This is a genomic window from Streptomyces sp. PKA51, from assembly GCF_057552455.1.
The window spans coordinates 1-26,656 of the sequence record NZ_BAAJPZ010000015.1 but is presented as its reverse complement, the minus strand read 5'-3'; the positions used below and the strand labels follow the sequence as shown (position 1 = coordinate 26,656).

Annotated in this window: 21 protein-coding genes; 17 read left to right on the top strand and 4 right to left on the bottom strand. The window is 74.3% G+C overall.

The window, feature by feature from the left end; genetic code table 11:
• Positions 1-8: 8 nt before the first annotated feature.
• Both AC27L3_RS21480 and AC27L3_RS21475 read right to left on the bottom strand, forming a co-directional pair.
• Positions 9-686, bottom strand: coding sequence for a potassium channel family protein (locus AC27L3_RS21480; protein ID WP_487235682.1), 678 nt, complete (start codon positions 684-686; stop codon positions 9-11).
• Positions 686-1,351: a potassium channel family protein gene (locus AC27L3_RS21475; protein WP_487235681.1), complete on the bottom strand. Its 666-nt coding sequence runs from the start codon at positions 1,349-1,351 to the stop codon at positions 686-688. Before AC27L3_RS21475 ends, AC27L3_RS21480 begins: the two co-directional genes overlap by 1 nt.
• A 387-nt stretch (positions 1,352-1,738) precedes the next feature.
• On the opposite strand from AC27L3_RS21475, the gene AC27L3_RS21470 reads away from it, so the two are divergent.
• From AC27L3_RS21470 to AC27L3_RS21435, 8 genes are all read left to right on the top strand, one after another.
• The gene (locus AC27L3_RS21470) at positions 1,739-4,204 is read left to right on the top strand and encodes an ATP-binding protein (RefSeq protein ID WP_487235680.1); all 2,466 of its coding nucleotides are present in this window, start codon (positions 1,739-1,741) and stop codon (positions 4,202-4,204) included.
• Positions 4,201-4,632: a roadblock/LC7 domain-containing protein gene (locus AC27L3_RS21465; RefSeq protein WP_365964488.1), complete on the top strand. Its 432-nt coding sequence runs from the start codon at positions 4,201-4,203 to the stop codon at positions 4,630-4,632. The genes AC27L3_RS21470 and AC27L3_RS21465 overlap by 4 nt, the downstream gene beginning before the upstream one ends.
• Positions 4,629-4,991: a DUF742 domain-containing protein gene (locus AC27L3_RS21460; protein ID WP_344433847.1), complete on the top strand. Its 363-nt coding sequence runs from the start codon at positions 4,629-4,631 to the stop codon at positions 4,989-4,991. The genes AC27L3_RS21465 and AC27L3_RS21460 overlap by 4 nt, the downstream gene beginning before the upstream one ends.
• On the top strand, positions 4,969-5,595 hold the full coding sequence (locus AC27L3_RS21455; protein ID WP_487235679.1) for a GTP-binding protein: 627 nt from the start codon (positions 4,969-4,971) through the stop codon (positions 5,593-5,595). Before AC27L3_RS21460 ends, AC27L3_RS21455 begins: the two co-directional genes overlap by 23 nt.
• A complete protein-coding gene (locus AC27L3_RS21450) occupies positions 5,595-7,160 on the top strand; it encodes a cytochrome P450 (RefSeq protein WP_487235678.1) in 1,566 nt (521 codons plus the stop codon). Before AC27L3_RS21455 ends, AC27L3_RS21450 begins: the two co-directional genes overlap by 1 nt.
• Entirely contained in the window at positions 7,142-8,290 is a 1,149-nt protein-coding gene (locus AC27L3_RS21445) for a cytochrome P450 family protein (RefSeq protein WP_487235677.1), read from the top strand. Before AC27L3_RS21450 ends, AC27L3_RS21445 begins: the two co-directional genes overlap by 19 nt.
• A 129-nt stretch (positions 8,291-8,419) precedes the next feature.
• Positions 8,420-10,471, top strand: coding sequence for an APC family permease (locus AC27L3_RS21440; protein ID WP_487235676.1), 2,052 nt, complete (start codon positions 8,420-8,422; stop codon positions 10,469-10,471).
• Positions 10,472-10,581: 110 nt separating this feature from the next.
• The gene (locus AC27L3_RS21435; RefSeq protein WP_487235675.1) at positions 10,582-11,901 is read left to right on the top strand and encodes a class I SAM-dependent RNA methyltransferase; all 1,320 of its coding nucleotides are present in this window, start codon (positions 10,582-10,584) and stop codon (positions 11,899-11,901) included.
• Positions 11,902-11,914: 13 nt separating this feature from the next.
• On the opposite strand, the gene AC27L3_RS21430 is transcribed toward AC27L3_RS21435, so the two are convergent.
• Both AC27L3_RS21430 and AC27L3_RS21425 read right to left on the bottom strand, forming a co-directional pair.
• Positions 11,915-12,916, bottom strand: coding sequence for an aldo/keto reductase (locus tag AC27L3_RS21430; protein ID WP_487235674.1), 1,002 nt, complete (start codon positions 12,914-12,916; stop codon positions 11,915-11,917).
• Entirely contained in the window at positions 12,913-14,136 is a 1,224-nt protein-coding gene (locus AC27L3_RS21425; protein ID WP_487235673.1) for an MAB_1171c family putative transporter, read from the bottom strand. The genes AC27L3_RS21430 and AC27L3_RS21425 overlap by 4 nt, the downstream gene beginning before the upstream one ends.
• Before the next feature lie 487 nt (positions 14,137-14,623).
• Between AC27L3_RS21425 and AC27L3_RS21420 the strand changes: the two genes are divergently transcribed.
• The 9 genes from AC27L3_RS21420 (at position 14,624) to AC27L3_RS21380 (ending at position 26,570) form a co-directional block, all read left to right on the top strand.
• Positions 14,624-14,791 (top strand): thiazolylpeptide-type bacteriocin, encoded by a 168-nt coding sequence (locus AC27L3_RS21420; RefSeq protein ID WP_487235672.1) that lies wholly within the window; start codon positions 14,624-14,626, stop codon positions 14,789-14,791.
• A 352-nt stretch (positions 14,792-15,143) separates the two neighbouring features.
• Complete coding sequence (locus tag AC27L3_RS21415) at positions 15,144-17,306, top strand: lantibiotic dehydratase (protein WP_487235671.1); 2,163 nt, start codon at positions 15,144-15,146, stop codon at positions 17,304-17,306.
• The gene (locus tag AC27L3_RS21410; protein ID WP_487235670.1) at positions 17,300-18,292 is read left to right on the top strand and encodes a lantibiotic dehydratase C-terminal domain-containing protein; all 993 of its coding nucleotides are present in this window, start codon (positions 17,300-17,302) and stop codon (positions 18,290-18,292) included. The genes AC27L3_RS21415 and AC27L3_RS21410 overlap by 7 nt, the downstream gene beginning before the upstream one ends.
• 1 nt (position 18,293) lies before the next feature.
• The gene (locus AC27L3_RS21405) at positions 18,294-19,790 is read left to right on the top strand and encodes a hypothetical protein (RefSeq protein WP_487235669.1); all 1,497 of its coding nucleotides are present in this window, start codon (positions 18,294-18,296) and stop codon (positions 19,788-19,790) included.
• A complete protein-coding gene (locus tag AC27L3_RS21400; protein ID WP_487235668.1) occupies positions 19,787-21,658 on the top strand; it encodes a YcaO-like family protein in 1,872 nt (623 codons plus the stop codon). The genes AC27L3_RS21405 and AC27L3_RS21400 overlap by 4 nt, the downstream gene beginning before the upstream one ends.
• Positions 21,659-21,709: 51 nt before the next feature.
• On the top strand, positions 21,710-23,071 hold the full coding sequence (locus AC27L3_RS21395; protein WP_487235667.1) for a hypothetical protein: 1,362 nt from the start codon (positions 21,710-21,712) through the stop codon (positions 23,069-23,071).
• A complete protein-coding gene (locus AC27L3_RS21390; RefSeq protein WP_487235666.1) occupies positions 23,068-24,027 on the top strand; it encodes a thiopeptide-type bacteriocin biosynthesis protein in 960 nt (319 codons plus the stop codon). Before AC27L3_RS21395 ends, AC27L3_RS21390 begins: the two co-directional genes overlap by 4 nt.
• 57 nt (positions 24,028-24,084) lie before the next feature.
• Positions 24,085-24,777, top strand: a complete 693-nt coding sequence (locus tag AC27L3_RS21385; protein ID WP_487235665.1) for an ATP-binding cassette domain-containing protein — start codon at positions 24,085-24,087, stop codon at positions 24,775-24,777.
• The gene (locus AC27L3_RS21380; protein WP_487235773.1) at positions 24,774-26,570 is read left to right on the top strand and encodes a DUF6297 family protein; all 1,797 of its coding nucleotides are present in this window, start codon (positions 24,774-24,776) and stop codon (positions 26,568-26,570) included. Before AC27L3_RS21385 ends, AC27L3_RS21380 begins: the two co-directional genes overlap by 4 nt.
• Positions 26,571-26,656: the final 86 nt, after the last annotated feature.

The window sequence follows — 26,656 nt, the reverse complement described above, 5'->3', positions numbered from 1 at the left end:
CTCCCGCGTCAGCCCGTCGCCTCCTCGCGGCGCACCGACAGCAGGTCCTCCAGCTGCTCCTCGCGCGCCGGGGCCGCCACGAACAGCAGCTCGTCACCGGCCTCCAGCACGTCCTCCTTGTTGGGGGTCAGGACGCGGTTGCCGCGGATGATGGTCACCAGGGCGGTGTCCTCCGGCCAGTCGACGTCCCCGACGCGGGTGCCGGCCAGCGCGGCCTCCGGGGCCAGGGTCAGCTCCACGAGGTTGGCGTCGCCCTGGCTGAAGCGCAGCAGGCGCACCAGATCGCCGACGCTCACGGCCTCCTCGACCAGGGCCGACATCAGGCGCGGGGTCGAGACGGCGACGTCCACGCCCCAGGACTCGTTGAAGAGCCACTCGTTCTTCGGGTTGTTCACCCGGGCCACGACGCGCGGCACGCCGTACTCCGTCTTGGCCAGCAGCGAGACGACCAGGTTGACCTTGTCGTCACCGGTGGCGGCGATCACCACGTTGCAGCGCTGCAGCGCGGCCTCGTCCAGCGAGGTGATCTCGCAGGCGTCGGCCAGCAGCCACTCCGCCAGCGGCACCCGCTCCACCGAGATGGCCGAGGGGGCCTTGTCGATGAGCAGCACCTCGTGCCCGTTCTCCAGCAGCTCGCCCGCGATCGAGCGACCGACGGCTCCCGCGCCGGCAATGGCTACCCGCATCAGTGAGCCTCCTCGGGACCGGCAGCGAAGGCCGCCTCGACCTTCTCCACCTCGTCGGTGCGCATCATCGCGTGCACCAGATCGCCTTCCTGCAGCACCGTGGCCGACACCGGCAGCATCGCCTCGCCCAGGCGGGTGAGGAACGCCACCCGCACGCCGGTCTCCTCCTGGAGCTTGCTGACCTTGTGCCCCACCCATGCCTCGGACACCGGCACCTCGGCCAGCTGCACGCCGCCGCTCGGGTCGCGCCACAGCGGCTCCGCGCCCGAGGGCAGCAGCCGGCGCAGCATCTGGTCCGCCGTCCAGCGGACGGTCGCCACGGTCGGGATGCCGAGCCGCTGGTAGACCTCGGCACGGCGCGGGTCGTAGATGCGGGCGGCCACGTTCTCCACGCCGAACATCTCGCGGGCCACCCGGGCGGCGATGATGTTGGAGTTGTCACCGCTGCTGACGGCGGCGAAGGCGCCCGCCTCCTCGATGCCCGCCTCGCGCAGGGTGTCCTGGTCGAAGCCGACACCGGTCACGCGGCGGCCGCCGAACCCCGAGCCCAGGCGGCGGAACGCCGTCGGGTCCTGGTCGATGACCGCCACCGTGTGGCCCTGCTGTTCGAGGGTCTGCGCGAGGGCCGAGCCCACCCGCCCGCACCCCATGATCACGATGTGCATTACGACTGCCCCATGCTCCGGACTACCGCGCTGACCTGCACCAACAACCTGCTCACAACTTTCTTCCCGATCTGCTGGCCCCGCGAACTTCCCGTACGCGGGTACGCCGCGGCGCGCCCGGTGGTGGCGTGCGCCCCGCGTCGGCGCATGCCACCACCGTATCCGCAACGCTCCGGGGAGCGGGCGCCAGGACCGCCGACCGGGCAGGTGATCAAGCATGACCGGAAGCGATCAAGAGATACGCAAGGTTGTTCGGGAATGCGTGACGAAGATCGGACAGGGGGTCACCATGATGGTTAGGATGATCGCCGTATTCCGCTTCGGACGGGACGTCAGGACGCCGACCTGTCCCGCCGTGTCCATGCCCCCGTCGTCCAAGAGGAATTGATGTCGCATCACATACCGGAGGTGGTGATCTGGTGCCTGGCCATCGCGCTGACCGCCGTCGCGGTCCTGCTGGTGCGCCAGCGGACGATCACCAACGGAGTGCGCCGGCGCGTCGCCCAGCTGGAGGAGAGCCTCCGCGCGCGTGACGAGGAGACCGCCCACCTCGTCGGCGTACGCCTGCCGGCCGTCGTCGACGCCGTCGGCCAGGACACGCCCCCGCCCGGCCCCCTCGACGCACGCCTCGCCGGCACCGCCTTCGCACACGACCTCCAGGCCGTCATCGAGCTCTTCGCCCGCGCCGTCGACAAGGCCCAGGCCCGCGCCGACCAGTCCGCCAAGGCCGCACTCAAGGCGTCCATGCGCGCCCTGCAGGGCCTCGCCCACGAACAGCAGCTCGCCATCTCCGAGATGCAGGAACGCCACGACCACCCCGACGTGCTGCGCGACCTGCTGGAGATCGACCACGCCAACGCCCAGTTCGGCCGGCGCGCCCAGGCCATCGCCGTCCTGTGCGGCTCCTGGCCCGGCCGCCAGCGCGTCGCCTCCCCGCTCACCGACGTCGTCCGCGGCGCCACCTCCCGCATCCGCGACTACCGGCGCGTCCGCGTGCACGGCCCCGCCGACGGCGACCTCGCCGTCGTCAGCCGCGCCGTCGAACCCGTCGTCCTCGCCGTCGCCGAACTCCTCGACAACGCCGCCCGCCACTCCCAGCCCAACACCACCGTCGAGGTCGGCATCCAGCCCGTGCACAACGGCGCCTGCGTCATCATCGACGACGCCGGCGTCGGCATGGACGGCCGCGAGGTCGAGGAAGCCGTCGCCATGCTCGCCGGCCGCCGCCCCGTGGACGTCTCCCGCCTCGGCGACCCCCCGCAGTTCGGCTTCCCCGTCATCGGCGTCCTCGCCGCCCGCTACGGCTTCAGCGTCTCCGTCGACACGCGCTCGCCCTACGGCGGCGTACGGGCCGTGGTCTTCCTGCCCGCCACGCTGCTGACCCAACTCGACGTCGACGGCCCGTCCACCACGCCCCTGCGCCCCCGCACCCCGGAGACCACCCCGCCACCCCCGGACCTGCCACCCCTGGCGGACCCACCCCGCCTGATCCCGCACGCGCCGGGCGGCGCGACACCGCCTACCGGCGGGGAGCCGTGGCCGGAGGACGCGGCCACCGACGCGCCCGCGCCCGGGCGTCCCGCCCACCGGGCGCCTGCCGGCGCGGATGCCTGGCAGGACGGCGCGGCGGCGGGCACTGCGCCGTCCGCGGCGGACAGCCGCAGCTTCCGGGCTGATGACGTGGACACCCGGCTCGACCGCGGCCGCCCACCCGTGGACGACGCGCAGGCGCCCGGCAGCGGTGCGACACCGCCCGCCGGCGCCGGCGGGCGACCCGACCGGGCGGCCGCCGACGGCCCGCCCGCGGACGCGGGCACGCCGAAGGCGCCTGCCGGCGGGTACGCCTGGCCGGACGCGGCGGCCGACGTGCCGCCGGGGGGCGATGGTCGCAACTACTCGTCGGCGGATGTTCCGCAGGCGCCTGGTGCCGGTGCGCTGCCGCCTGCCGACGTGGCGCGTGAGGACGGCAGCCGTGGTTTTCCGCCCGGGGGCGCCCGGCGGGCGCGCGGCGCCGGCCCGGTGCCGCCTGCCGGCGGGGAGGCGTGGCAGGGTGGTGCGGCGGCCGATGGCCGTGGTTTCCCGCCCGCGGGCGCGCCGCAGGCGCGTGGCGCGGGAGGCCCGTCCGGTGCCGTGCCGCCCTCCGGCGACGGCGGCGTACCGCACGCCGGGGCCGATGCGCCTGGCGCCGACGGCGTACCGCATGCCGGTCACGGTCGCGGCTTCCCGCCCGCCGGTGCGGGCGCCCGGCGCGAGGCGCCGCAGCCCCATGCGGGCGCGCCAGGTCGCGGCGACGTTCCGCCCGCGGAGGCGGGCGCCGCACCGTTCGGTGGCGGCCCTCACGGGTTCGCGTCCGCGGACGACTGGCCCGAGCGCCCGGCCGCAGGCCGCCCCGCCGCCCCCCGGGCCGGGGGAGAGCCGTCCGGTGCCGCTGCCGGTGGTCGTACCGTCCCGCCCGCCGACGCGGGTGGGGCGCCGTCCTGGCGGCCGGCCGAAGGCCACCCGTCCGGGCCCGGCACCGTGCCGACCGCCGACACCGCCGACACCGCCGCCCCGCGGCCTCGCACCGTGCCGACCGCCGACACCGCCGCCGGCCTATCCGGCCAGTCCGGCCAGTCCGGTGAGCCCGTCGCGCCGTGGGAGACCACTGCCGGTGGGTTGCCCAAGCGGCGGCGGCGGGAGCCTGCCGTGGGGCGGCGGGGGGCCGGGGCGCCTGCGGCGCCCGCGGCGGAGCGCACCGCGGAGGAGACCGCACGGCGGATGGGCGCGTTCGCGCGCGGCACCCGCGCCGGCCGCACCGACGGGCGCGGCCACCGCTACCAGCATCCGGAAGACGAAGGGAACCCGTACGCGTGAACGACCACCTGAACAAAGACCTGGGCTGGATGCTGGACGAGGTCGTGAAGATGCCGGAGGCCCGGCACGCGATCCTGCTGTCCGCGGACGGCATGCTGCGCGCGCATTCGCGCGGCATCGACCGGGACGAGGCGGAGCGGCAGGCCGCGGCGCTGTCCGGCCTGCAGTCGATCAGCCGTTCCACCAGTGATTTCTGTACGCATCCGCAGCACCACGAGACGGCCTGGCGACAGACGCTGATCGAGTTCGCGCACGGCTACGTGTTCCTCATCGCCGCGGGCCCGGGCGCGTATCTGGCGGTGTCGACGTCGGAGAACGTCGACATGGAGGCCGTGAGCTACCGGATGCAGAAGACCGTCGACCGTCTCGGCAAGGAACTGGTGACGCCGCCGCGCCAGTGGCAGGGTGTTCCGGGCAGCCCGGCATGACCCCGCCGGCGTCGCGCCGCGACAAGGGGCTCGTACGCCCGTATGTGGTCACCGAGGGCCGCTCGCATCCCACGCGTAACACCTTTGACCTGGTCACCCTGGTCATGGCGCACGGGGACCGGCCCCTCGGGGGCCTGAGCCCCGAGAAGCGTGCCCTCATGGAACTCTGCCTCGGCGGCGCGCTGTCCGTCGCGGAGATCGCCGCGCATCTGATGCTGCCCGTCAGTGTCGTCAAGGTGCTGCTCGGCGATCTCGTGGACAGCGGTCATCTCTCCACCCGGGCCCCCATCCCCTCGGCGCAGTTGCCCGAGGCCCAGATCCTGCAGGAGGTGCTGGATGGACTCCGCGCTCGCCTCTGACGCCGCCGCGCACGGCTCGCACGGCTCCCGCTATCTGCCGGGGACCGTCCGCACGGCGGTCAAGATTCTTGTCGTCGGTCATTTCGCGGTCGGCAAGACCACGTTCGTCGGTTCGTTGTCGGAAATCCGGCCGTTGCGCACGGAGGAGACGATGACGCAGGCCGGCGCGCTCGTCGACGATCTCGCCGGTATCGAGGGCAAGACGACCACGACGGTCGCCATGGACTTCGGCCGGCTCACGCTGAACGACAGTCTCGTCCTGTACTTGTTCGGCGCACCGGGTCAGCAGCGCTTCACCCGGCTGTGGCAGGACATGACGGAGGGTGCCCTGGGCGCGCTCGTGCTCGCCGACACCCGGCGGCTTGAACAGTCGTTCGACGTGATGGGCCTGCTGGAGGAGCACGGGCTGCCGTACGCGGTGGCGGTCAACCACTTCGACGGCGCGCCCGTGTACCCGGAGGAGGAGGTCCGCGAGGCGCTGGACCTGCTGCCGGAGACCCCGCTGGTCACCTGTGACGCCCGTGACCGGGCCTCGTCGACCCGTGCGCTGATCGCCCTCGTCGAGTATCTGCAGCGCCGCAGCACCGTTCAGGAGCCCGTGTGATGCACCACTCCGACGCCGGGCCGGGCCCGACGCCGGTCCCGGGCGGTTGCCCGGCACATCAGCAGCCTTATGCGCCCCACCAGGGCCCGTACACCCCGTTGTACGGTCCGGACTTCGCCGCCGACCCGCACGCCGTCTACCGGCGGCTGCGGGAGTACGGCCCGCTGGCGCCGGTGGAACTGGCGCCGCGGGTACGGGCCGTGCTGGTCACCGACTACCGGGCGGCGCTGGAGGTGCTGCGCAGCCCGGAGCGGTTCGGCAAGGACGCTCGTCGCTGGCGGGCCTTCGTGGAGGGCCGCGTCGAGGCGGACAACCCGGTCGTGCCGATGATGGCCTACCGGCCGAACTGCCTGTTCTCCGAGGGCGAGGACCACCACCGCTACCGCCGCGCCGTCGACGACAGCCTCTCCCGGATCGATCCCAACGCGCTGCGCGGCTACGTCGAGCGCAGTGCGGACGCCCTGATCGACCGCTTCACCGCGCTGGGCGAGGCCGACCTGCTGGGGTCGTACGCCAAGGTGCTGCCGCTGCTGGTCTTCCAGCAGCTCTTCGGCTGCCCGCCCGCACTGGGCGACCGCCTGGTGGAGGGTTTCTCCGGCATCTTCGACGGCGTCGACGCCGAGCGCGCCGACACCCTCATCACCACCAGCCTGCTCGAACTCATCGAGCTCAAGCGCCGCAAGCCCGGCGCGGACGTCACCTCCTGGCTGATGGCGCACCCGGTGCAGCTGTCCGACGAGGAGATGCTGCACCAGCTCGTCGTCCTGATCGGCGCCGGCACCGAACCCCAGCAGAACCTGATCGCCAACGCGCTGCGGCTGCTGCTGTCGGACGACCGCTTCGCCGGCGACCTGGCCGGCGGCAGCATGCCCGTCGACGACGCCCTCGACGAGGTGCTGTGGCTGGACCCGCCGATGGCCAACTACGCCGTGCACTACGCCTTGGCCGACACCGAGGTCGGCGGGGTGCCGGTGCGCGCCGGCGAGCCGGTCGTGGTGAGCTTCGCCGCCGCGAACACCGACCCCTCGCTGCGCTCGGACCGTCGCACCGGCAACCGCGCCCACCTGGCCTGGAGCGCGGGTCCGCACCACTGCCCCGCCAAGGACCCGGCCCGGCTGATCGCGGCCACCGCCGTGGAGAAGCTGCTGGACCGGCTGCCGGACATGGAGCTGGCCGTGCCGGCCGACCGGCTGGTGTGGCGCCCGGGCCCGTTCCACCGCGCGCTGACCGCGCTGCCGGTGCGCTTCCCCCCGGTGCCGGTGGCCGCCCAGGTGCCCGTACCCCGCTCCGTACCCGCCGGGGGCGGCTACGGGCGGCATGCGCCGGCGCCGCCCACGGATCCGTCCCCCGCCGCAGACACCTCCTCCCCCCACTCCCCGCACCCGTCCGGGCCGCAGCCCGACGGCACCGAGACCTCTGGAGACCGCCGATGGAACGTTCCCCCCGCCCCGTCGTCGCGCTCGATCCCACCGGCCGTGACCTCCACGGCGAGGCCGCCCGCGTCCGGGCCCACGGGCCGGCGGCCCGTGTGGAGCTCCCTGGCGGCGTGGTGGCGTGGGCAGTAACGTCCCAGTCCCTGCTCAAGCGGCTGCTGACCGACCCCCGCGTCTCGAAGGACCCGCGCCGGCACTGGCCCGCCTGGATCAACGGCGAGATCTCGCCGGAGTGGCCGCTGTACACGTGGGTGGCGGTGACGAACATGTTCACCGCGTACGGCAGTGACCACAAGCGCCTGCGCACCCTGGTGGCCAAGGCGTTCACCGCCCGCCGCACCGCGGCGCTGCGCCCGCGCATCGAGGCGATGGTCGCGGACATCCTCGACGGCCTGGCCGCGCTCCCGCCGGGGGAGCCGACCGATCTGCGCGAGGGGTACGCGTACCCGATCCCGATCCAGGTGATCTGCGAGCTGTTCGGCGTCGAGGACGCGGACACCCGCGAGGGGCTGCGCCGCTGCGTGGACTCGATCTTCCACACCTCCGCCGACCCGGAGGAGGTCACCGCGACGTACAGCGAGCTGTACGCCCTGCTGCGCGGCCTGGTCGCCGTCAAGCGCGAGACGCCGGGCGACGACATGACGAGCGTGCTGATCTCCGCCCGCGACGAGGACGACTCGCAGCTGAACGAGCAGGAGCTCGTCGACACCCTGCTGCTGATGATCGGCGCGGGCCACGAGACCACCGTCAACCTCCTCGACAACGCCATCCACGCCCTGCTCACCCACCCCGACCAGCTCGCCCTGGTCCGCGAGGGCAGGGCGGGCTGGCAGGACGTGATCGAGGAGACCCTGCGCGTCCAGGCCCCGGTCGCCAACCTGCCGCTGCGCTACGCCGTCGAGGACATCGAGCTGGACGAGCTCGGCAACGGCGGGGGGATCGTGCTGCGCAAGGGCGACCCGATCGTCGCCGCCTACGCCGCGGCCGGACGTGACCCCGAGATCTACGGCGACGGCGACGACGCCGCCCGATTCGATGTGATACGTGCCACCAAGGAGCACCTCTCCTTCGGGCACGGCGTGCACTACTGCCTGGGTGCCCCGCTGGCCCGGCTGGAGGCCGAGATCGCACTGCCGGCACTCTTCACACGCTTCCCCGAAATGGAACTGGCGACTCCGGACGAGGGCCTGCAACCCGTGGAATCCTTCATTTCCAACGGCCACCGGTCACTGCCCGTGACGCTGCGTCCCCGCCGCACCTGAGACTGCCGGACGCCCCCGAAGCGCCCGCGGATGGCCGCGGGCGCAGGTCTTAACGGCCTCTTAACGCACTTTCGTGCCCATGGGCAGCCGGGTGGGCGCGACCGATATCGAGCCCTTACGATCCTCTGCGTGTCCAAACTGACCGACCTGCCGAAACGGATCCTCATCGGGCGGGCGCTGCGCAGCGACAAGCTGGGGGAGACCCTCCTGCCCAAGCGCATCGCCCTCCCCGTCTTCGCGTCCGACCCGCTCTCCTCCGTGGCGTACGCACCAGGCGAGGTGTTGCTCGTCCTGTCCGCGGCAGGCGTCTCCGCCTACCACTTCAGCCCCTGGATCGCCGTGGCGGTCGTGGTGCTGATGTTCACGGTGGTCGCTTCGTACCGCCAGAACGTCCACGCCTACCCCAGCGGAGGCGGCGACTACGAGGTCGCCAACGTCAACCTCGGGCCCAAGGCCGGGCTGACCGTCGCCAGCGCCCTGCTCGTCGACTACGTCCTGACCGTCGCCGTCTCGATCGCCTCCGGCATCGAGAACCTCGGCTCCGCCGTCCCCTTCATCATCGAGCACAAGACCGCCTGCGCCATCGGCGTCATCGTGCTGCTGACCTTGATGAACCTGCGCGGCGTGAAGGAGTCCGGCAAGCTCTTCGCCATCCCGACCTACGTCTTCGTCGGCGGCGTCTTCGTCATGATCGCCTGGGGCGCCTACCGCGGCCTGATCGCGGGCGACAGCATGAAGGCACCCACCGCCGACTACACCATCAACGCCGAACACCAGGGGCTCGCGGGCTTCGCCCTCGTCTTCCTGCTGCTGCGCGCCTTCTCCTCCGGCTGCGCCGCCCTGACCGGCGTCGAGGCCATCAGCAACGGCGTCCCCGCCTTCCGCAAGCCCAAGAGCAAGAACGCGGCGGCGACCCTGGCCCTCATGGGCGGCCTCGCCGTCACCATGTTCTGCGGCATCATCGGCCTGGCCATGGCCACGAACGTGCGCATGGCCGAGGACCCGGCGACCAACCTGCTCAACCACGGCGTCCCGCTCGGCGAGGGCTACACCCAGAACCCGGTGATCTCGCAGGTCGCCGAGGCGGTCTTCGGCAGCGGATCGTTCCTCTTCGTGGTGCTGGCCGCCGCCACCGCCCTCGTGCTGTTCCTGGCCGCCAACACCGCCTACAACGGCTTCCCGCTGCTCGGCTCGATCCTCGCCCAGGACCGCTACCTGCCGCGCCAGCTGCACACCCGCGGCGACCGGCTCGCCTTCTCCAACGGCATTGTGCTGCTCGCCGGCGCCGCGGCCGTCCTCACGTACATCTACGGGGCCGACTCGACGAAGCTCATCCAGCTCTACATCGTCGGCGTCTTCGTCTCCTTCACCCTCAGCCAGACCGGCATGGTCCGGCACTGGAACCGCCTGCTGCGCGGCGAGAGCGACCCGGCCGCGCGCCGCCGCATGGTGCGCTCCCGCGCGATCAACGCCTTCGGCGCCTTCCTGACCGGCCTGGTGCTGGTCGTGGTGCTGCTGACGAAGTTCACGCACGGCGCCTGGGTCGCCCTCCTCGGCATGGTGATCTTCTACGTCACCATGACCGCCATCCGGAAGCACTACGACCGGGTGGCCGAGGAGATCGCCGCCGCCGACGAGCCGGGCGACGAGATCGTCCGCCCGTCCCGGCTGCACTCCATCGTCCTGGTCTCCAAGGTCCACAAGCCCACCCTGCGGGCCCTGTCCTACGCCAAGCTCATGCGCTCCGACACCCTGGAGGCCCTGAGCATCAGCGTGGACGCCGCCGAGACCAAGGCGCTGAAGGAGGAGTGGCACCGGCGCGGCATCGACGTACCGCTGAAGATCCTCGACTCGCCCTACCGCGAGATCACCCGGCCGGTCATCGACTACGTCAAGAGCCTGCGCAAGGAGAGCCCGCGCGACGCGGTCAGCGTCTTCATCCCCGAGTACGTCGTCGGCCACTGGTACGAGCACCTGCTGCACAACCAGAGCGCCCTGCGCCTGAAGGGCCGGCTGCTGTTCACCCCCGGGGTGATGGTCACCTCCGTGCCCTGGCAGCTCGACTCCTCCGAGGCCGCCCGCAAGCGCGCCCGCAAGCGCGCCGAGTGGAACGCCCCCGGCTCGGTGCGCCGTGGCCCGGTGACGGAGCCGAAGAAGGAAAAGGCCGCGACGAAGAAGTAGACGAAGAAGTAGGCGCGCACCCAGGAGGCGCGGCGCCGAAGGGGTGAGTCGGGACGTAGACTGGACGGCTGTCCCGCCTCACCCCTTTGACGTACCTGGAGCCGACCGACATGACCGACGCACCGCAGAACTCGCTGGTCGGCGAGGAGTACGAGGTCGAGGTCGGCCCGGTGGCCCACGGCGGCCACTGCGTGGCCCGCACCGAGGGCGGCCGCGTCCTGTTCGTCCGCCACGCCCTGCCCGGCGAGCGCGTCGTGGCCCGCGTTACCGAGGGCGAGGAGACCTCCCGCTTCCTGCGCGCGGACGCGGTGCGGATCCTGACCGCCTCCAAGGACCGCATCGAGGCCCCCTGCCCCTTCTCCGGCCCCGGCAAGTGCGGCGGCTGCGACTGGCAGCACGCCAAGCCCGGCGCCCAGCGCCGCCTGAAGGGCGAGGTCATCGCCGAGCAGCTGCAGCGCCTGGCCGGCCTGACCCCCGAGGAGGCCGGCTGGGACGGCACCGTCGTCCCCGCCCCCGGCGACAAGCTCCCCGCGGGCGAGGTCCCCGCCTGGCGCACGCGCGTGCAGTACGCCGTCGACGCCGAGGGCCACGCGGGCCTGCGCAAGCACCGCTCCCACGAGGTCCAGGTCATCGACCGCTGCCTGATCGCGGCCGAGGGCGTGAGCGAACTCGGCATCGAGAAGCGCCAGTGGCCCCAGATCGCCTCCGTCGAGGCCATCGCCGCCTCCGGCTCCGCCGACCGCCAGGTCATCCTCACCCCCCGCCCCGGCGGCCGCCTGCCCATCGTCGAACTCGACAAGCCCGTCTCCGTCCTGCGCATCGGCGAGAAGGACAAGGCCGTCCACCGCGTCCACGGCCGCCCCTTCGTCCGCGAACGCGCGGACGAGCGCACCTACCGGGTCGGCGAGGGCGGCTTCTGGCAGGTCCACCCCAAGGCCGCCGACGTCCTGGTCCAGGCCGTCATGCAGGGCCTCATGCCCCGCAAGGGCGACATGGCCCTCGACCTCTACTGCGGCGTCGGCCTCTTCGCCGGCTCCCTCGCCGAACGCGTCGGCGACAAGGGCGCCGTCCTCGGCATCGAATCCGGCAAGCGCGCCGTCGAGGACGCCCGCCACAACCTCCAGGACCTCGACCGCGTCCGCATCGAGCACGGCAAGGTCGAGGACGTCCTGCCCCGCACCCGCATCGACAGCGCCGACATCATCGTCCTCGACCCCCCGCGCGCCGGCGCCGGCCGCACCACCGTCCGCCACCTGGCCTCGCTCGGCGCCCGCCGCATCGCCTACGTCGCCTGCGACCCGGCCGCCCTGGCCCGCGACCTCAAGTACTTCGCGGAAGCGGGCTACAAGCCGGCGACGCTGCGGGCGTTCGACCTGTTCCCGATGACGCACCACGTGGAGTGCGTGGCGATCCTCAAGCGGGCGGCATAGCCGGACCGGGCTCTCAGTGCCCCAGCCGCTGCAGGGCCTGGGCCGGGTAGCGGTCGCCGGCCACGGCCTCCTCGGGGACGGCCGCGCGCAGCAGGTCCAGGTCGGCGGGGGTCAGGGTGAGGTCGGCCGCGGCGGCGTTCTCCTCCAGGTACCGGCGGCGCTTGGTGCCGGGGATCGGGACGATGTCGTCCCCCTGGGCCAGCAGCCAGGCCAGCGCCGCCTGGGACGGGGTGCAGCCGATCCGTGCGGCGACCTCTTCCACGGCCCGGACGAGGGCGAGGTTGCGGTCGATGTTGTCCTCGTCGAACCGCGGCCAGCGGCGGCGGTTGTCGTCGGGGCCGAGGTCGTCGCGGGAGGAGAGGGCCCCGGTGAGCATGCCGCGCCCCAGGGGGGAGTAGGCGACGACGGCGATCCCCAGCTCGCGGCAGGTGTCGAGGAGTTCGCCCTCCACCACGTTCCGGGTGAAGAGCGAGTACTCCACCTGCACCGCGCTGACGGGGTGGACGGCGTGCGCCGCGCGGAGCGTGGCGGCGCTGACCTCGCTCAGGCCGACGTGGCGCACCAGCCCCTCGTCCACGAGGCGGACCAGGGCGCCCATCGTCTCCTCGACGGGGGTGTCGGGGTTCCTGCGGTGCGCGTAGTACAAGTCGATGTGGTCGACGCCCAGACGCTGCAGGGAGGCGCGGCACGCCACCGGAACGTAGGCCGCCGAGGTGTCGACGTCGCCCACTCGGCCCGTGGCCGCGTCGTGGCGCAGGCCGAACTTGGTGGCCACCACCACCCGGTCCCGGTCGCCGGCGTGCCGGCGCAGCCAGCGGCCCACCAGTTCCTCGTTGAGACCCCGCCCGTAGGCGTCCGCGGTGTCGAGCAGGGTCATGCCCAGCTCCAGGGCACGGTCCAGGGTGCGCTGCGACTCCTCCTCGTCGGGCACGCCGTAGGCGATCGACATGCCCATGCAGCCCAGGCCGATCGCCGACACCTCGGGCCCGTGGGCCCCGAGCCTGCGGTACTTCATTGTTCGTTCCTTTCCATCGCGGGAAGACTCGCGGGAAGAGCGGCGTACGCCCGGGCGACCTTCAGCAGCCATGCCACCTCGTCGGCGTAGCTCCCGCCCCCGGCCGCCTCCGGGCCGGCAGGCAGGGGCTCCCCGTCCGGCCGCTTGCGCTGGTCGCGCTTCGCGCGCAGCGCCGCTGCGACGGAGACGGCCGTTACGCGTGCCCGCAGGGCGTCGCCCGCCACCCCCGCCTCCTGCGCCGACTGCCGGGCGGCGGCGACGACGGCCGGGGACGTGTAGGGCCGCAGGGCGAGCAGGCCGTCCTGTATCTCGATGACCCTGCGGTAGAGCCGGAAGTCGATGTCCCCCGGCAGCAGACGGGCCAGGGGGTTGCCCGACTGGGGATCGAGCGCGATGCCGGGCACCGCCGTGGACAGCGCGTGCCACAGCGGATGCAGCCGCTGGTACGCGACGAAGTTGCGGGCCAGACGCCGTCCCTCGGACACCCGGGGCCCCCATGACGGCATCGTCAGCCCCGCCACCAGGAAGAAGATGCCCGTGCCGTTGGCGACCGGCGTCAGCAGCTCCCAGTCCAGCGGATCCAGCCCGCACTGCACGCTGATCAGGACGAACAGGCGGTTGAGGCAGTAGACGAGGCACGCGCTCGCCCCGATCGCCGTGGTGTGCAGCCCCCTGCGCAGCCACTGCCGGCCCGCCACACGGCCGTACCGCAGGCACAGCCGAATGATCTCGATCATCCCGGCGCCGAAGGCGCTGACGTACAGCAGCAGATAGGCGGCCACGGCCGGGCGGTTCGCGTTCTGCAGGAGATAGTGGGCGCTGCGCTGGTGGCTACCGCTCTTCGCGGCGAACCAGAGACCGACCATCACCACCGCCACCACGACCGCGGCCAGGAGACGGACGAGCGCGCGACGGCGGGCCTCCTCGGGCGGGTACACCCAGTAGACGATCGCGGTGAGAAACGCGGCACTGGAGGCCACGCCACCGAAGAGATGGATGCCCAGCGCCCCCAGATCGTTCACGCCGACAGCGACATCCACCGCCTGCGCGACCAGCGGCGTGGACAGGGTGAAGGAGACTCCCTTGCAGAAGAAGGCGACGAGCAGCGCCCGCAGCGCAGGATCGTTCCGCCGGTGCCGCAGATCGCGCACCTTGTAGAGAAACGCCAACGCGCACAGGGCAGCACACGCCGGGAACACCACGGCCTTCACGTCACCCATGACATCCCCCGCCGCTCCCGCCGGACACACCCCTCCACTGCCGACGCTGCCCCCGTACAACTGTCCGGCTGTCGGCGATGGTAGCTGGCGACTGCGACGACTGACGGGCGGCACCGGGTGAAACCGGCAACGGACCCCGTGCCGGAGGGCGCTCGGCGGGTGGGAGGACGGGCGGCGCTTGCCCGAGCGGGCGCGCCGCAGCGGGGCGAGGCGCCCGGAGTACGCCTCGGCGGAGGTCCGGCGCAGCCGTCCGGAACCAGCCGGAGCAATGGCCGGTAAGACGTTTTCCGCCCGCTCGCGCAATTCAATTTATCGCGCCCGCTTATCGCCTCGTTATCGGCCTTCTAAAGAATTCTCGTGGCGTTTTATCGGGCCGATCGGTGTTGACTTCCCTCTTGATGATCGTGTTTAGTTCTGGTCATGAGCCACGGGGGGTGCGGCTCACCGGAGTCCGGTTCCCTCTGTTGCTTCGTCACATCAGTTACGAATGGAAATGAGGTCCATCATGGACGCCACCATCGAGTTCGACGAGTTCGCCATCGACGAGATTTCCGCCGAGGAGCTTCCCGACACCACCGGTCTGCCGGCCATGGGTGCTTCGAAGGGTGCTTCCTGCTGCGCGGCCAGCTGCTCCTGCTGCTCCAGCAGCAGCTGAGGTGTGACCCGGGGGCGGCGTTCGGCCGCCCCCCGGGCGCTTTTTTGGATGGAAGCCGCCGGACCTAGTGCAGGATGCCGTGGAATTCAGAGTCGATCAGCGTGTGGTGGTCAGGGCCAATCCGGTTCCTTTTGGGCACCTTGCACCGTCGTCCCACCGTAGTGCCTGGGAAGCTCTGGGCGCCGCCCATGAAGAGGTTGTCCGGGCCGCCGGGGCGGCCGATGAATTCCTGCATCGGCGTATCGGTGAAGCCGGTGAAGCCGGTGATTCCGATGTCCGTGCGGAGCTCGTGCGGTTGCGGCGGCGGATTCGGCAGAAGCCGGCCTCGCCCTTGGCCGTGTCCGTGGCCGGCATGGGGGAGCCCGTTGCCGGGTGGGAGTCGGCCGTTCGGGAATTCTGCGGGCTGCTGGAGGAATTCCTCTCCCGTATTCCGGAGGTCACCGATTCCGAGCGGGCGCAGCTCGCCGCCGTGTGCCGGCAGGAGGACTTCGCCTCCTCCCTCGCCCTCGTCAGCCTCGACCTGGACACCGCCCGCGCGCGGTACGCCGGACATGTGGGGCGCTGGTCGCGGGGTGACCGCAAGAGCGAGGCCGGGCTCGTCGCCTATGCGCATCGGGCCATGCTGCGGACCAGTCCTCGGGCCCGGTTCACCGGGGTCGGGTTCGGTACGCCGGGTGCGGACCAGGAGAAGCCCACCGTGCTCGTCAGTGCTTTCGACGTTCAGCGGGGGGCCGTTCAGACCATCAGTGAGAGCGTGCTCGACCACGGCTCCGCCGTACACGTACGTCTCGCCCCGCTGCTGCCCGCCGGTGACGGCCGGCTGGGATTCTTGCGGGTGGGGGAGGAGGGGCCGCGTCGGGTGACCGTCGGGCGTACGCCCCATCTCGACGCCCTCGTCGCCGTGGCCCGCTTCGGCGTGCACGAGCGCAGTGACGTCGTCAAGCGGCTTGCCGTACGCCTGGGTTGTGCCGAGGACGCCGCCGAGCGGGTCGTGGACGGCGCGCTGCGCGCCAAGGTCCTGCTGCCCGCGCTCGCCGTCGACGAGCAGTCGCCCCGGTTCCTCGACGACACCGTGGACGCCCTGCCGGACGGCGCCGGGGTGCGGGCGCCGCTGCGGCGCATCGCCGCGGCCGTCGACGCGCTCCCCGAGCGACGCCGGGCGCTGCTGGAGGACGTCGCGCAGGCCGCCCACGAGTTGCCGCACGCCGACCAGCTGGGGCTCGGATTGTACGAGGACGCCGCCGTTGCCCTCGGTGCCCCCGATCTGCCGCAGGGAGTGCGGGACAGTATCCGTACGCTCCTGCCCGTCCTCAGCGCCTTCGACCTCAAGCACGACCTGCGGCTGGCCCTGCACGACGCCGTGCGTGCCCGCGGGACGCGCCTGTCCCTCACCGCCACCGCCGAGGACCTCGCCGCCGAGGCCGCCCGTGCCGTCACCGGGACCGGCACCCTCATGCCCCGGCTCGCCGACCCCGCGCTCAACGAGGCGCTCGGACAGCTGTGGCGCTTCCGGCAGCGCGTGCTCACCGACATCGCCGAGCTCATCGGCAGCGACACACACCGGGATCACGACGACGTCGCCCTGCCCGACTCCCTCGTCGCCGCCTGGCGCGAGGCGCTGCCCGCCTGGACCGACCGGCCCGACGCCTCCTACGCCTTCATGCTCCAGCCCGCCACCACCGGGCCGCAGTGGGTCTGCAACGGCATCTTCGCCGGTGCCGGCGCCACCCTCGCCCGCTTCCTGCACCTGGACTCCCTCGCCGGGGGCCGGGCCACGGAGGAGCTCCGCGAGCGCCTGCACCGTTTCCTCGGCCCGCGCGTCCTGGAGGACCGCGCCTGCCACGGGCTCAACACCGGCGTACATCCGCCGCTGTTGCGCGAGGCCATGACGGCCGACGACTGGGCGGACGCGGTGATCGAGAGCGGCGACGCCCCGGGCAACGTGCGGATCCGGGTCACCACCCGCGACGGCCACCGGCCGGTGGTGATCACCTCCACCCGCTGGGACCTGCTGCCCGCGCCCAGCCGCATCGCGCTGTGGCTGCAGGGCGGCGGGCTCGTGCAGCCCACCTTCGACCAGTACCTGCCCCGCACCGCCGGCGTCACGCGCGTCCCGCGCATCCGCTTCGGCGACCTCGTCCTGCAGCGGCGGCGCTGGTACCTGCCGGACCTGAGCGACCTGATCGGCGCGGCCGACGGCAGCGAGGCGGGGGTGCGCCGGCTGCTGGCCCTCGCCACCGAACACGGCGTGTCCGACGAGGTCTTCTGCAAGCAACTCGCCGCATGGCAGCGGGCCGGCGGCTCGATGCCCGACCTGACGACCACCGCGCCGCTGCAGCCCAAGCCCCGCTACGTGCACCTGGCCAGCCCGCTGGGTCTGAAGTCGCTGGCCCGCGACGCGGCCGCCTTCACCCACCCCTTCCTGGAGGAGTGCCTGCCCGCACCCCGCGAGGGCGCGCACGCCCGCGAATACGTCCACGAGTTCGACCGCACGACAGGAGACGCGGCATGCTGACCGTTCTGCGCGCGTACCACTACGCCCCGCGCAAGGCAGGGCTGCTCACCCGCGCGGTGCTGCCGCTCCTGGACGAGCTGCGGCGGGCGGACGGCCACGAGGTCGCCTTCGTCACCCGCCACTGGGACGGCGGCTCCCACCTCGCCCTGCACCTCGGCCCCGGCCCCGTCCGCCCGGACGCCGTCGCCCTGCTGGGCGAGCGGGTGGCCGCGCTCGGCGAGCCGGGCGCGGCCTGGAGCGAGGCGGAGTACGCCGCCCGCCGGCGGGAGTACGAGGCCGTCGAGGAGCGCACCGCCCGTCACGCCTCGCCCTTCCCCCACGGCACCGTGCGCGCCGACACGCAGGACGACCCCGCACCGCTCGAAGCCGTACGGCACACGATGCTGACCGGCCTCACCGGTGTGCTCGCGGACGCCGCCGAGCCCGGCCCGGGCCTGGTGCTGCAGCTCCTGCTGGCGGCCGGTTCCGTCTTCCCCGGCGGGCTGCGGTTCGGTTCCCTGTCGTACCGCTCGCACGCCGAGGCGTACCTGGCCGCCTCCCCCCACGAACAGCCGCTGCGGGACCGCTTCGAGCAGGCGTACCGGCAGCGCGCCGCGGCACTGGACCAGCTCGTCGCCGACGCGCTCGCCACCCCCGAGGCGCTCCCGGCGTACGGGACGTTCGCGCAGGCGTACGCACGGCTGCGCGAGCCGGACCTGGACGGCCCCGTCCGCGCGCTGCTCGGCGCCGCCGACGAGACCGCCGCCCTGCCGCAGCCCGGCCGGATGAGCGCCTTCCACGCCACCTTGCAGCACAGCGGATTCCACAGCAGGCCGCCCGAGGGCTTCCTGCCCTACCGCGTCCTGGTCAACTGGCTCTACGAGCTGCTCCCGGTGCTGGACGTCACCACTGTCCACCGTTACCTGTACTGCTACTGCACGGCCCGCGCCGTCGACGAACGGCTCGGCGAGGCATGGCAGGACCGCCTGAAGACGAGGCCCAACTGACATGCACCCCACCGACATACCGCGGCTCAAGCTGCGCCCGAGCATCCTGTACGGCACCACGGAGACGTCGGTGTTCGTGCAGTCGCCGCGGGGCGCCTTCACCCTCAACCTGCCCGCGCCGCTGATCGATCCGGTGGCCGCCTGGCTGGAGGCCCTGCAGCGGCCGGCCACCGAGCAGGACCTGCTCGCCGTCGCCGGCGGGCCCAAGGCGGCGCCCGCCCTGGAGAAGGTGCTGCAGCACCTGCGGGGCCACGGCGTGCTGCTGGACCTCCCCGCGGAACCGGCACCGGAGCACGTCCCCGCCGCCGCGGTCGCCTACGCGGAGAGCCACTGCCCGGGCGACCCCTACGCCGCCCTGCGCCGCCTGGCGCGCACCACGGTGACCCTGCGCGGCGAGGCGGACCTCGTCCGCGCCGCCGCCGAGGCCCTCGCCGGCCGCGGCATCGCCCACACCACCGAGGACGACGGCGACCGTACGGGCCTGACCGTCCGGGACGCCGCCGGCCGCCTCGCGGTGGAACTGCGGTACGCCGGCGAGCGGCTGTGGGTCGCCTCCGGCGACCTCGGCGCCGACCCGCGGGCCATGGCGGAGCTGGAGCGCCGGCTCACCGTGCCGGGCCGGCCCCGACCCGCCGCCCGGCGCCTGGCCGCCGGCCTCGCCGCCGAGCAGGTCTTCCGCGAACTGCTGGAGCTGGCGCAGGCGCCCGGCACCGTGCACGTCGTCGACTCCGCCCCCCTGGGCTGGCGCAGCCGGCGCATCGAGCGGGCCGCGGGGCCGGTCGAGGACGTCCTCGACGCCCTCGACGAGCAGGCGCACCCCGGCGCCGACGACCTGGTGGGCTGCTACCGCTGGGACACGCCCGACGACTGGCAGCAGATCCCCCTGGCCCTGGAGCGCATCGTCCCCGGCCCGGGCACCGGCCCGGGCACGGTCGAGCGCACGCCGGCCGCCGGCTGGGGCGTCGTGCGCAACGAGGCCAAGGCCCGGGCCCTCGCCGCCTTCCTGCGCGGCGACGGCCCCCGCCGCGGCGCGGGCCTCACGCTGCAGGCCGCCGTCGTGGACGCCGCCCTGCGGGAAGCCGCCCGCCGCCTGTCGGACGCCCCGGACACCCCCTGGCACGAGGACGCGCCGGTGCCCGTCGTGGCCGCGGACGTCACCGGCCTGACCTGCCGTACGCACCGGGGCCCGGCCGGGCTCGTCCTGGCCGAGGCCGCCGGGGAGCACGGGCGCACCGCGGCCTGGGCCACCGACGCCGCCACCGCCCTGGACCACGCCGCCTGCGCCTACCTGGCCCTGCGTCAGGGAGCCGACGGCAACGGCGTGGCGCTCGACACCACCGGTGCCACCGGCATCGCCGCCGCGGACGACGAGGCGTACGCCCTCGCCCGGACGCTGCTGGGCGCCCCGGTGACCTTCAGCCCCGACGCCGAGGACGTCCTCACCGGCCACGCCCCCCTGGTCGCGGGCCACCTGGTCGTCACGGAGGCACGGGCATGACCGGGACGAGCAGCACCCTCACCGCCCCCGACGTGCACCTTCACCCCGCACTCCGCCTGCCGCCCGCCCTCGTCGAGGACTGCCGCGTCCTGGCGGAGCGCAACGACGCCCGCCTCCTGGTGATCGCCGGCCACGACCTCGCCTGGGAGTCGCAGGCCGTGCACGCGGCCACGCGCGACGGCCGCGCCCTGCTGACCGTCCGCATCTGGTCCGAGGAGGCCGAGGTCGGCCCGCTGTGGTCGCCCGGTACGGCCGTCGGTTGCCCGGTGTGCCAGGTCACCGCCCAGTTCCGCACCCGGGGCAAGGAACAGGCGCCCGCGGTGCTGCGGGCCTCCGGGGGCACCGCCGAGGCCGCCCACGGCCTGCTGCGCGACGCCCTCGCCCTTGCCGCGCAGGAACCGCCGGCGGAAGGGGACACGCTGACCGTCTGCGCGACCGGCAGCAGCCGGCACCGCCTGCTGCGCCAGAGCGGCTGCCCTGCCTGCACGCCCGCCGGCATGCAGGCCACCGAGGAACCCTCCCTCGGCGACCTCGACGCCGAACTGCGCCACGTCGACGGCCCGGACCTGTCCCTGGAACACCTGCGCCGCCGGCTCGTCGACCTGCGCTACGGCCCCGTCCTCGCCCTGCGCGCCATGCCCGACGTGCCGGCCGCCCTCGTCGGTGCCATGCACTCCCGCGAGGAGCGCGCCAAGGAGACCGCGGGGTACGGCCGCGGCCGCACCCTGGGCCGCGCCTCCCGCCTGGCGCTGCTCGAACGGCTGGAGCGCGCCGGCTCCCAGCACGTCGCGCGCACCGCCCGGCCGCTGGTGGCCGCCTACCGCGACATCGCCGGGCAGGCCGTCGACCCGCGCCGCCTGGGCATGCTCTCCGCCGAGCAACTCGCCCACCCCCGCTGCCGCGTGGACCCCTTCACCGAGGACCAGCCGATGTCCTGGACGCCGGCCCGCGTCTGGGGCACCGGCCAGGAGCGGTACGTACCGCTGGAGTCGGCCTCCTACCACCTGCACCCGCGGCCGGTCCCCGGCCAGCGCTGGGGGCGCGTGGCCTACGAGTCCTCCAACGGCTGCGCCCTGGGCGCGAGCCTCGACGAGGCCGCCGTGCACGCACTGCTGGAAGTGGTCGAGCGCGACGCCTTTCTGCGCACCTGGTGGTCCGAACGCCCGGTGCCGCGCATCGACTGGCGGTCGGTGACCGACCCGACGACCCGCGAACTGCGCGCCCTGATCCGCCGGTCCGGCTACGAGATCCACCTGTTCGCCGTCACCCAGGACATCGCGCTGCCCGTGGTGTGGGCGCTGGCGGTCAACGCCTCCTCCCGCGACAAGTACAGCCTCACCGCGGCCGCCGCCCACCCCGATCCGGTGAGCGCGGTCCGGGCGGCCGTGACGGAACTGGCCCCCATCGTGCTCGGCGACCTCACGGCGCCCGACCGGCAGCGCGCCCTCGCCCTGCGCGAGGACCCCTGGCAGGTGACCGACCTCGACGACCACGTGCGCTGGTACTCCGTGCCCGAGGCGGCACCGGCGTTCGAACCCTTCCTGTCCGGTCCCCTCGGCACGCTCGACGACGCCTTCCCCGCCGCGCACCGGCTGCCGCGGCGCCGGCGGCCGCTCGCCGAGGTCCGCGAGGACCTCACCGCCCGGCTGGCCGCGGCGGGGCTGGGAGAGGTGCTGGTGCTCGACCAGACGGGGCCCGAGCACCGGGCGGCCGGGCTGCACGCGGCCCGCGTCCTGGTCCCCGGGGCGATCCCGCTGTCCTTCGGCTACGCGCACCAGCGCGTGTTCGGCCTGCCCCGGCTGCCCCGGTTCGCCGGGCCGCAGGACGGCGCGCTCGCCGACCGGCTCACGGTGCACCCCTTCCCGTAAAGCCCGCTGACGACCGTCCAGCCCGCCCGTCCCGTAGGAGCAGCGCAGACCATGTCCCACCCCACGCATCCGCCGTCCGGCCGCGTCCGGGCGCTGCGGGAGATCCTGGGCGCCCAGCCCAGCGGCGACACCCGCCGCGACCCGCAGGCGGCACCCCACCTCAACCCCGTCCGCCGGGCCGTGGCCGACGCGGCCGCGGGCGGCGACCTGCCCTCCCCGCGGCCGCGCTGGGACCTGCTGGACGCGCTGCCCTGGCCGCAGCCCGGCCCGCGGCGCGCGGTGGACCTCGCGGACGTCGTGGCCACCGCCTGCGCGCCCGTCCGCTACGAGACCGACAACCCCTACCCCGAGCACCGCCCCTACCCGTCGCCGCGCGCCAAGTTCCCCGTACGCGTCGTCGCCGACGGGCACCTGCTGGCGCCCGAGGCCGACGCCTACCTGCCCCTGCCGCAGGAGGTCCGGCCGCAGGGCCGGGCGATCGAGACCGGCTCCGCGCTGCGCACGCTGCCCGGCTTCTACGGTCCGCTGCGCCGGGTGCTGGCCGGGCTGGAGACCGGGCACCTGCTCGCCTCCGTGGCGCTGCTGGGCGCCGCCCTCGGCCGGCCGGTCGAGGTGACCGGCCGGGCGGGGGAGCAGTGGGCCGGCTGGCTGGAGGAGCTGACGGGCGGGGCCGTCGTGCCGGGCTACCGCATGACGGACGCGGCCGCGCCCGCGCCCGCGTCCGCCGACCCGGCCGGCCCCGGGCCGAGCTGGGCGCGGACGGTGTGGGCGCGCAACAGCGGCCGGGTGCCGCGGGGTTTCGCCGGCTTCACCGCCACGCGCACCACCGTGCCCGGGGACGCCTTCCGCCGGGCGCTGGCCGCGCTGTCCGCCGCCGGCACCGGCCTGGGTGTGCTCGCGCAGGCCCGGTCGGTGCTGCACCTGTACTGCTGGGTGCGCGGCGTCGAGGGCATGCGTGACGGCCTGTACCGCGTCGACGGCAGCAAGGCGCACCGCGTGGGCGAGTGCGCGCCCGCGAGCGGAGGGCTGCTGATCGACGCCGCCCCCGTCCCCTCGCTCGCCTTCGACCTCGACCGGTGCACAATGGTGTGGATGTTCGTCGCCGACCTCGACGCCGCCGCCGGCCTGCAGGCCACCGGCACCGGGTCCGCCGGCACCGCCCCCGACCCCGCCCGCGTCGCCGACGACGTGCTGGCCGCCACCGGATGGCTGGCCCAGCACCTGTCCCTGGCCGCCGCGGCGCACGGGATGTTCGCCCGGCCGCTGCGCAGCTTCCGCGGCGACCACGCGGCCGACGCGCTGGGCCTTCCCCCGCACCACCAGGCGATCTACCAACTGGCCTGCGGCACCGGCCGGTTCGACGAACCGGGGCTGGATGCCCGCCCCACGACCCTCGAAGGAGCAACGGCGTGAGCGTCGTTCCGTCCGAGCAGCGACCGGCTCCGGGCTGGCTGTCCTGGCACGTCCACGTGGCCGCCGACCCGACCGGCACCGATCACCTCGCCCCGCTCATAGCCGGGCCCCTCGCGCAGCTGATCGCAGCCCAGCGCGCGGCGGGCCGCGTGCGGAACTGGTTCTTCATCCGCTACTGGGAGGGCGGCCCCCACCTGCGCCTGCGCATCCTGCCCACCGCGGCGGACGACGCCGGCCCGTTGGACGCCGCCGTGCACGCCGCCTTCCGCGACATCCCCACGGCCGGCCACGACCCCGCCGTCTACCTCGACGGCGTCCGCGACCTCGCCCGCGCCAGCCTGCGCGCCGACCCCACGGTCGACCCGCACCTCGCCGGCCTGGTGCGCGAGCCGGGCGTCCACCACGCCGTCTACACCCCCGAGACCGACCGCTACGGCACCGGCGAACACCTGGCCCTCTCCGAGGCCGCCTTCGCCGCCTCCAGCGACCTCGCCGTGCGCTCCGCCGGGCAGGCCCCGAGCGCCGTGCAGTTGCGCCTGCTGGGCATCGAGACGATCTGCAAGGCCGCCCACCGCGCCCGCCCGCACGACGTGGACGGCTGGCTGCAGCGGTACGCCGCGTACTGGCGTACGTGGGCCGGGCTCGCCCCCACCGCCGTCTTCCCCGCCGACCGGCTGGCCGCCGAGGCGGTGCAGTGGGCCACCGTCCTGCGCGAGCGCGCCGGCGTCACCGCCGACCGGCTCATCCGGCGCGGCGGTCCGCTGACCGCCTGGGACACCGCCCTGGCCGCCGCCCTGGACGCCGTCGCCGACGGGCCCGAGGCCGCCGCGCGCCGGGAGAGCCTGTGCATCTCCCACAGCCACATGACCCTCAACCGGCTCGGGCTGCTGGTGCACGACGAGTTCGCGCTCATCGAGACGGCCCGCTCCCTGCTGCCGGTGCCCGCGGGGGCCTGAGCCCCCCGGCGCACCGACCGCCCCTTCCGTACCACCGACCGCAGGAAAGCTCCCCCCATGCCTCCTTTGCTCCAGGCCGAAGACCTCACCGTCCACTACGGCGGCGCCCCCGTCGTCGCGGGCGTCAGCCTGCAGGTCGAACCGGGCAGATGCGTGGCCCTCGCGGGGGCGAACGGATCGGGCAAGTCCACCGTGCTGCGGGTGCTGGCCGGACGGCAGGAGGCCGACGGCGGCAGCGTGCTCCTCGACGGCGAACCCGTACGCGAGAGCGACCCGCGCTTCCGCCGCGACGTCGCGGTGTCGATGGACGGCGGCGAGTGCTTCCCCGACCTCACCGTGGCCGAGCACGTCCGCATGGTCGCCGCCGCCCACGGCCTCGGCCGCCGCGCCGCCGCGGCCACCGCCGACGTCCTGGACCACCTCGGGCTCGCGGCGCACCACGACGCCTTCCCCGGCACCCTCTCCGCGGGACAGCGCCAGGCCCTGCTGCTGAGCGCCGCCCTGGTGCGCCCCGCCCGGCTGCTCATGCTGGACGAGCCCGAACAGCGCCTGGACGCCCGCGCCAAGGAACGGCTCGCCGCCGTCCTCGGCGCGGCGAAGCGGGCGGGCACCGGCATCGTCCTGATCTCGCACGAACGCTTCCTGGTGGAGGCCGTCGCCGACCACGTCGTCCTGCTCGCCTCGGGGCGCTGCGTCGCCCAGGGCGAACCCGCCCGCGTCCTCGCCGAGGAGGCCGCGCCGTGGCGATGAAGAACACGACGGTGAAGAACACGACCAGGACAGCCCGGACGAACAACCGGACGAACAACCGGAAGGACAACGGGAAGAACAGCCGGAAGAGCACGCAGTACGCCGCTCCCGGAGCCCCCGACCCGCAGCTCGACCTGACCGGCGCCACCACCGAGGCGCTGCGCGAGGCGCACGACGCCCGGCGCGAGCGCGCGGGCCGCTCCGGCCGCCCCCGGTTCGCCGGCGGCTGGCAACTGCTGCTCTCCCTCACCGCCTTCGTGCTCGTCGCGGCCGGCGTGCTGCACACCGCGCCCGGCGCGGGACGGGCCGTGGGCGCCCCCGCCTCGGCCGGCACCGCCCTGGCCCTGACCACGGGCACCGGCGCGCTGCTGACCGCCGCCGCGATGTGGCTGGCGACCTGGCTGGGCCCGGTGCTGCTGAGCAGCCACGAGGTCACCTGGCTGCTGCCCCTGCCCGGCGACCGCGGCCGCATGCTGCGGCCGCGGCTGCTGGCCGGCCTCGGCGTGGCCGCCGCGGCCGGTGCCGTCGGCGCCGTCCCGCTCGCCGCCGTCGCCCAGGCGGCCCTCGGCGCGGCCGCGCCGGCGGCCGTCCTGGTCGCCGTCCCGGCGACGGTGGCCGCGGCCCTGCTCGCGGCCGCCCTCGGCGTCCTCACCCAGGCCCGGCCCGCCCGTTCCCGCGCGCTGCGCACCGCCGCGGCGGTCGTCGGCGCCCTCGGCGCGGCCACGGCCGCCACCTGCGCGTCCTTCCCGCTGCTCGGCAGCGTCCTGGCCTGGAGCGGCCCGTGGGGCTGGACCGGCCGGGCGGTGGCCGCCGCCGCCCGCGGCGACCTGCTGCCCGCCGCCCTCCTCACCACGGCCGTCCTCGGCTGCGCCGCGGCGCTCCTGGCCCGCGCCTTCCGCCGGCTGGGCGCGATACCCGCGGCCGAACTCGCCGCCCGGGCGCAGCACGGCTCCCGCGCCGGGCAGGGCGCCGCCCTGCTGGACGTCCGCGGCATCGCCCTCGTCGCCCAGTCGGTGGCGCGCGCCGGACGCGGCCGGGCCCGGTTCCGCCTGCCCCTTACGGCCGGCCACCCGCGGCTCGTCCTGCTGTGGCGCGACGCGCTCGCGCTGCTGCGCCGGCCCGCCCGGATCGCCGCGGCCGTGGTCTGCCAGGCCGTGGGCGTGCTCCTGCTGCACCTGATGCAGCAGTGGGGGCAGGCCCCGGACCACCCGTCGGCGGGCGGCCCCCAGGCCGCGCTGTTCGGCTGGATCCTGGTCCTCCCCCTGTATCTCGCCGCCTGCGCCCTGACCGAGGGCGCCCGCCAGGACACCGACAACCTCACCCGCACCCGCCTGCTGCCCTTCGCCCCGCACACGGTGGCGCTCAGTCATTTCGTCGTGCCCACCGCGGTCCTGTGCCTGCTCGGGCCCGCCGCCTCCTGGCTCACCTGCCTGCTGACCGGCCTGCCGGCCGCCACCTGGCACCTGTGGGCCCTGGTCACCACGATCGGCGCCCCGGCCGCGGTCGGTGCCGCGCTCATGACGGCGTACCGCGGCGCCATGCGCTACGACCTGATGTTCCTCTCGCCGGACTGGTACGCCGTCCTGCCCTTCCTCATCTGGTACGCGGCCCCCACCCTGATGTGCACGGCCGTCGCCGCGCCGCTGCTGTGGCACTCCGTCGTCTCCCCGCACGCCGCGCTCACCGGCGCCGTCCTCCAGCTGGCCGTCGCCTCCGGCCTGGCCCTCGCGCTGAGCACCTGGCGCGTGCGCGCCCAGGCACGCGCGATGAGCGGGACGACGCCCGCCGGCTGAACGGACGGCCGCCGGGCCGCTGGTGTCCGTAAAAAGGACGGCGCCCGCCGGCGACCACCGATCGGTGGTAGCCGGCGGGCGCCCCC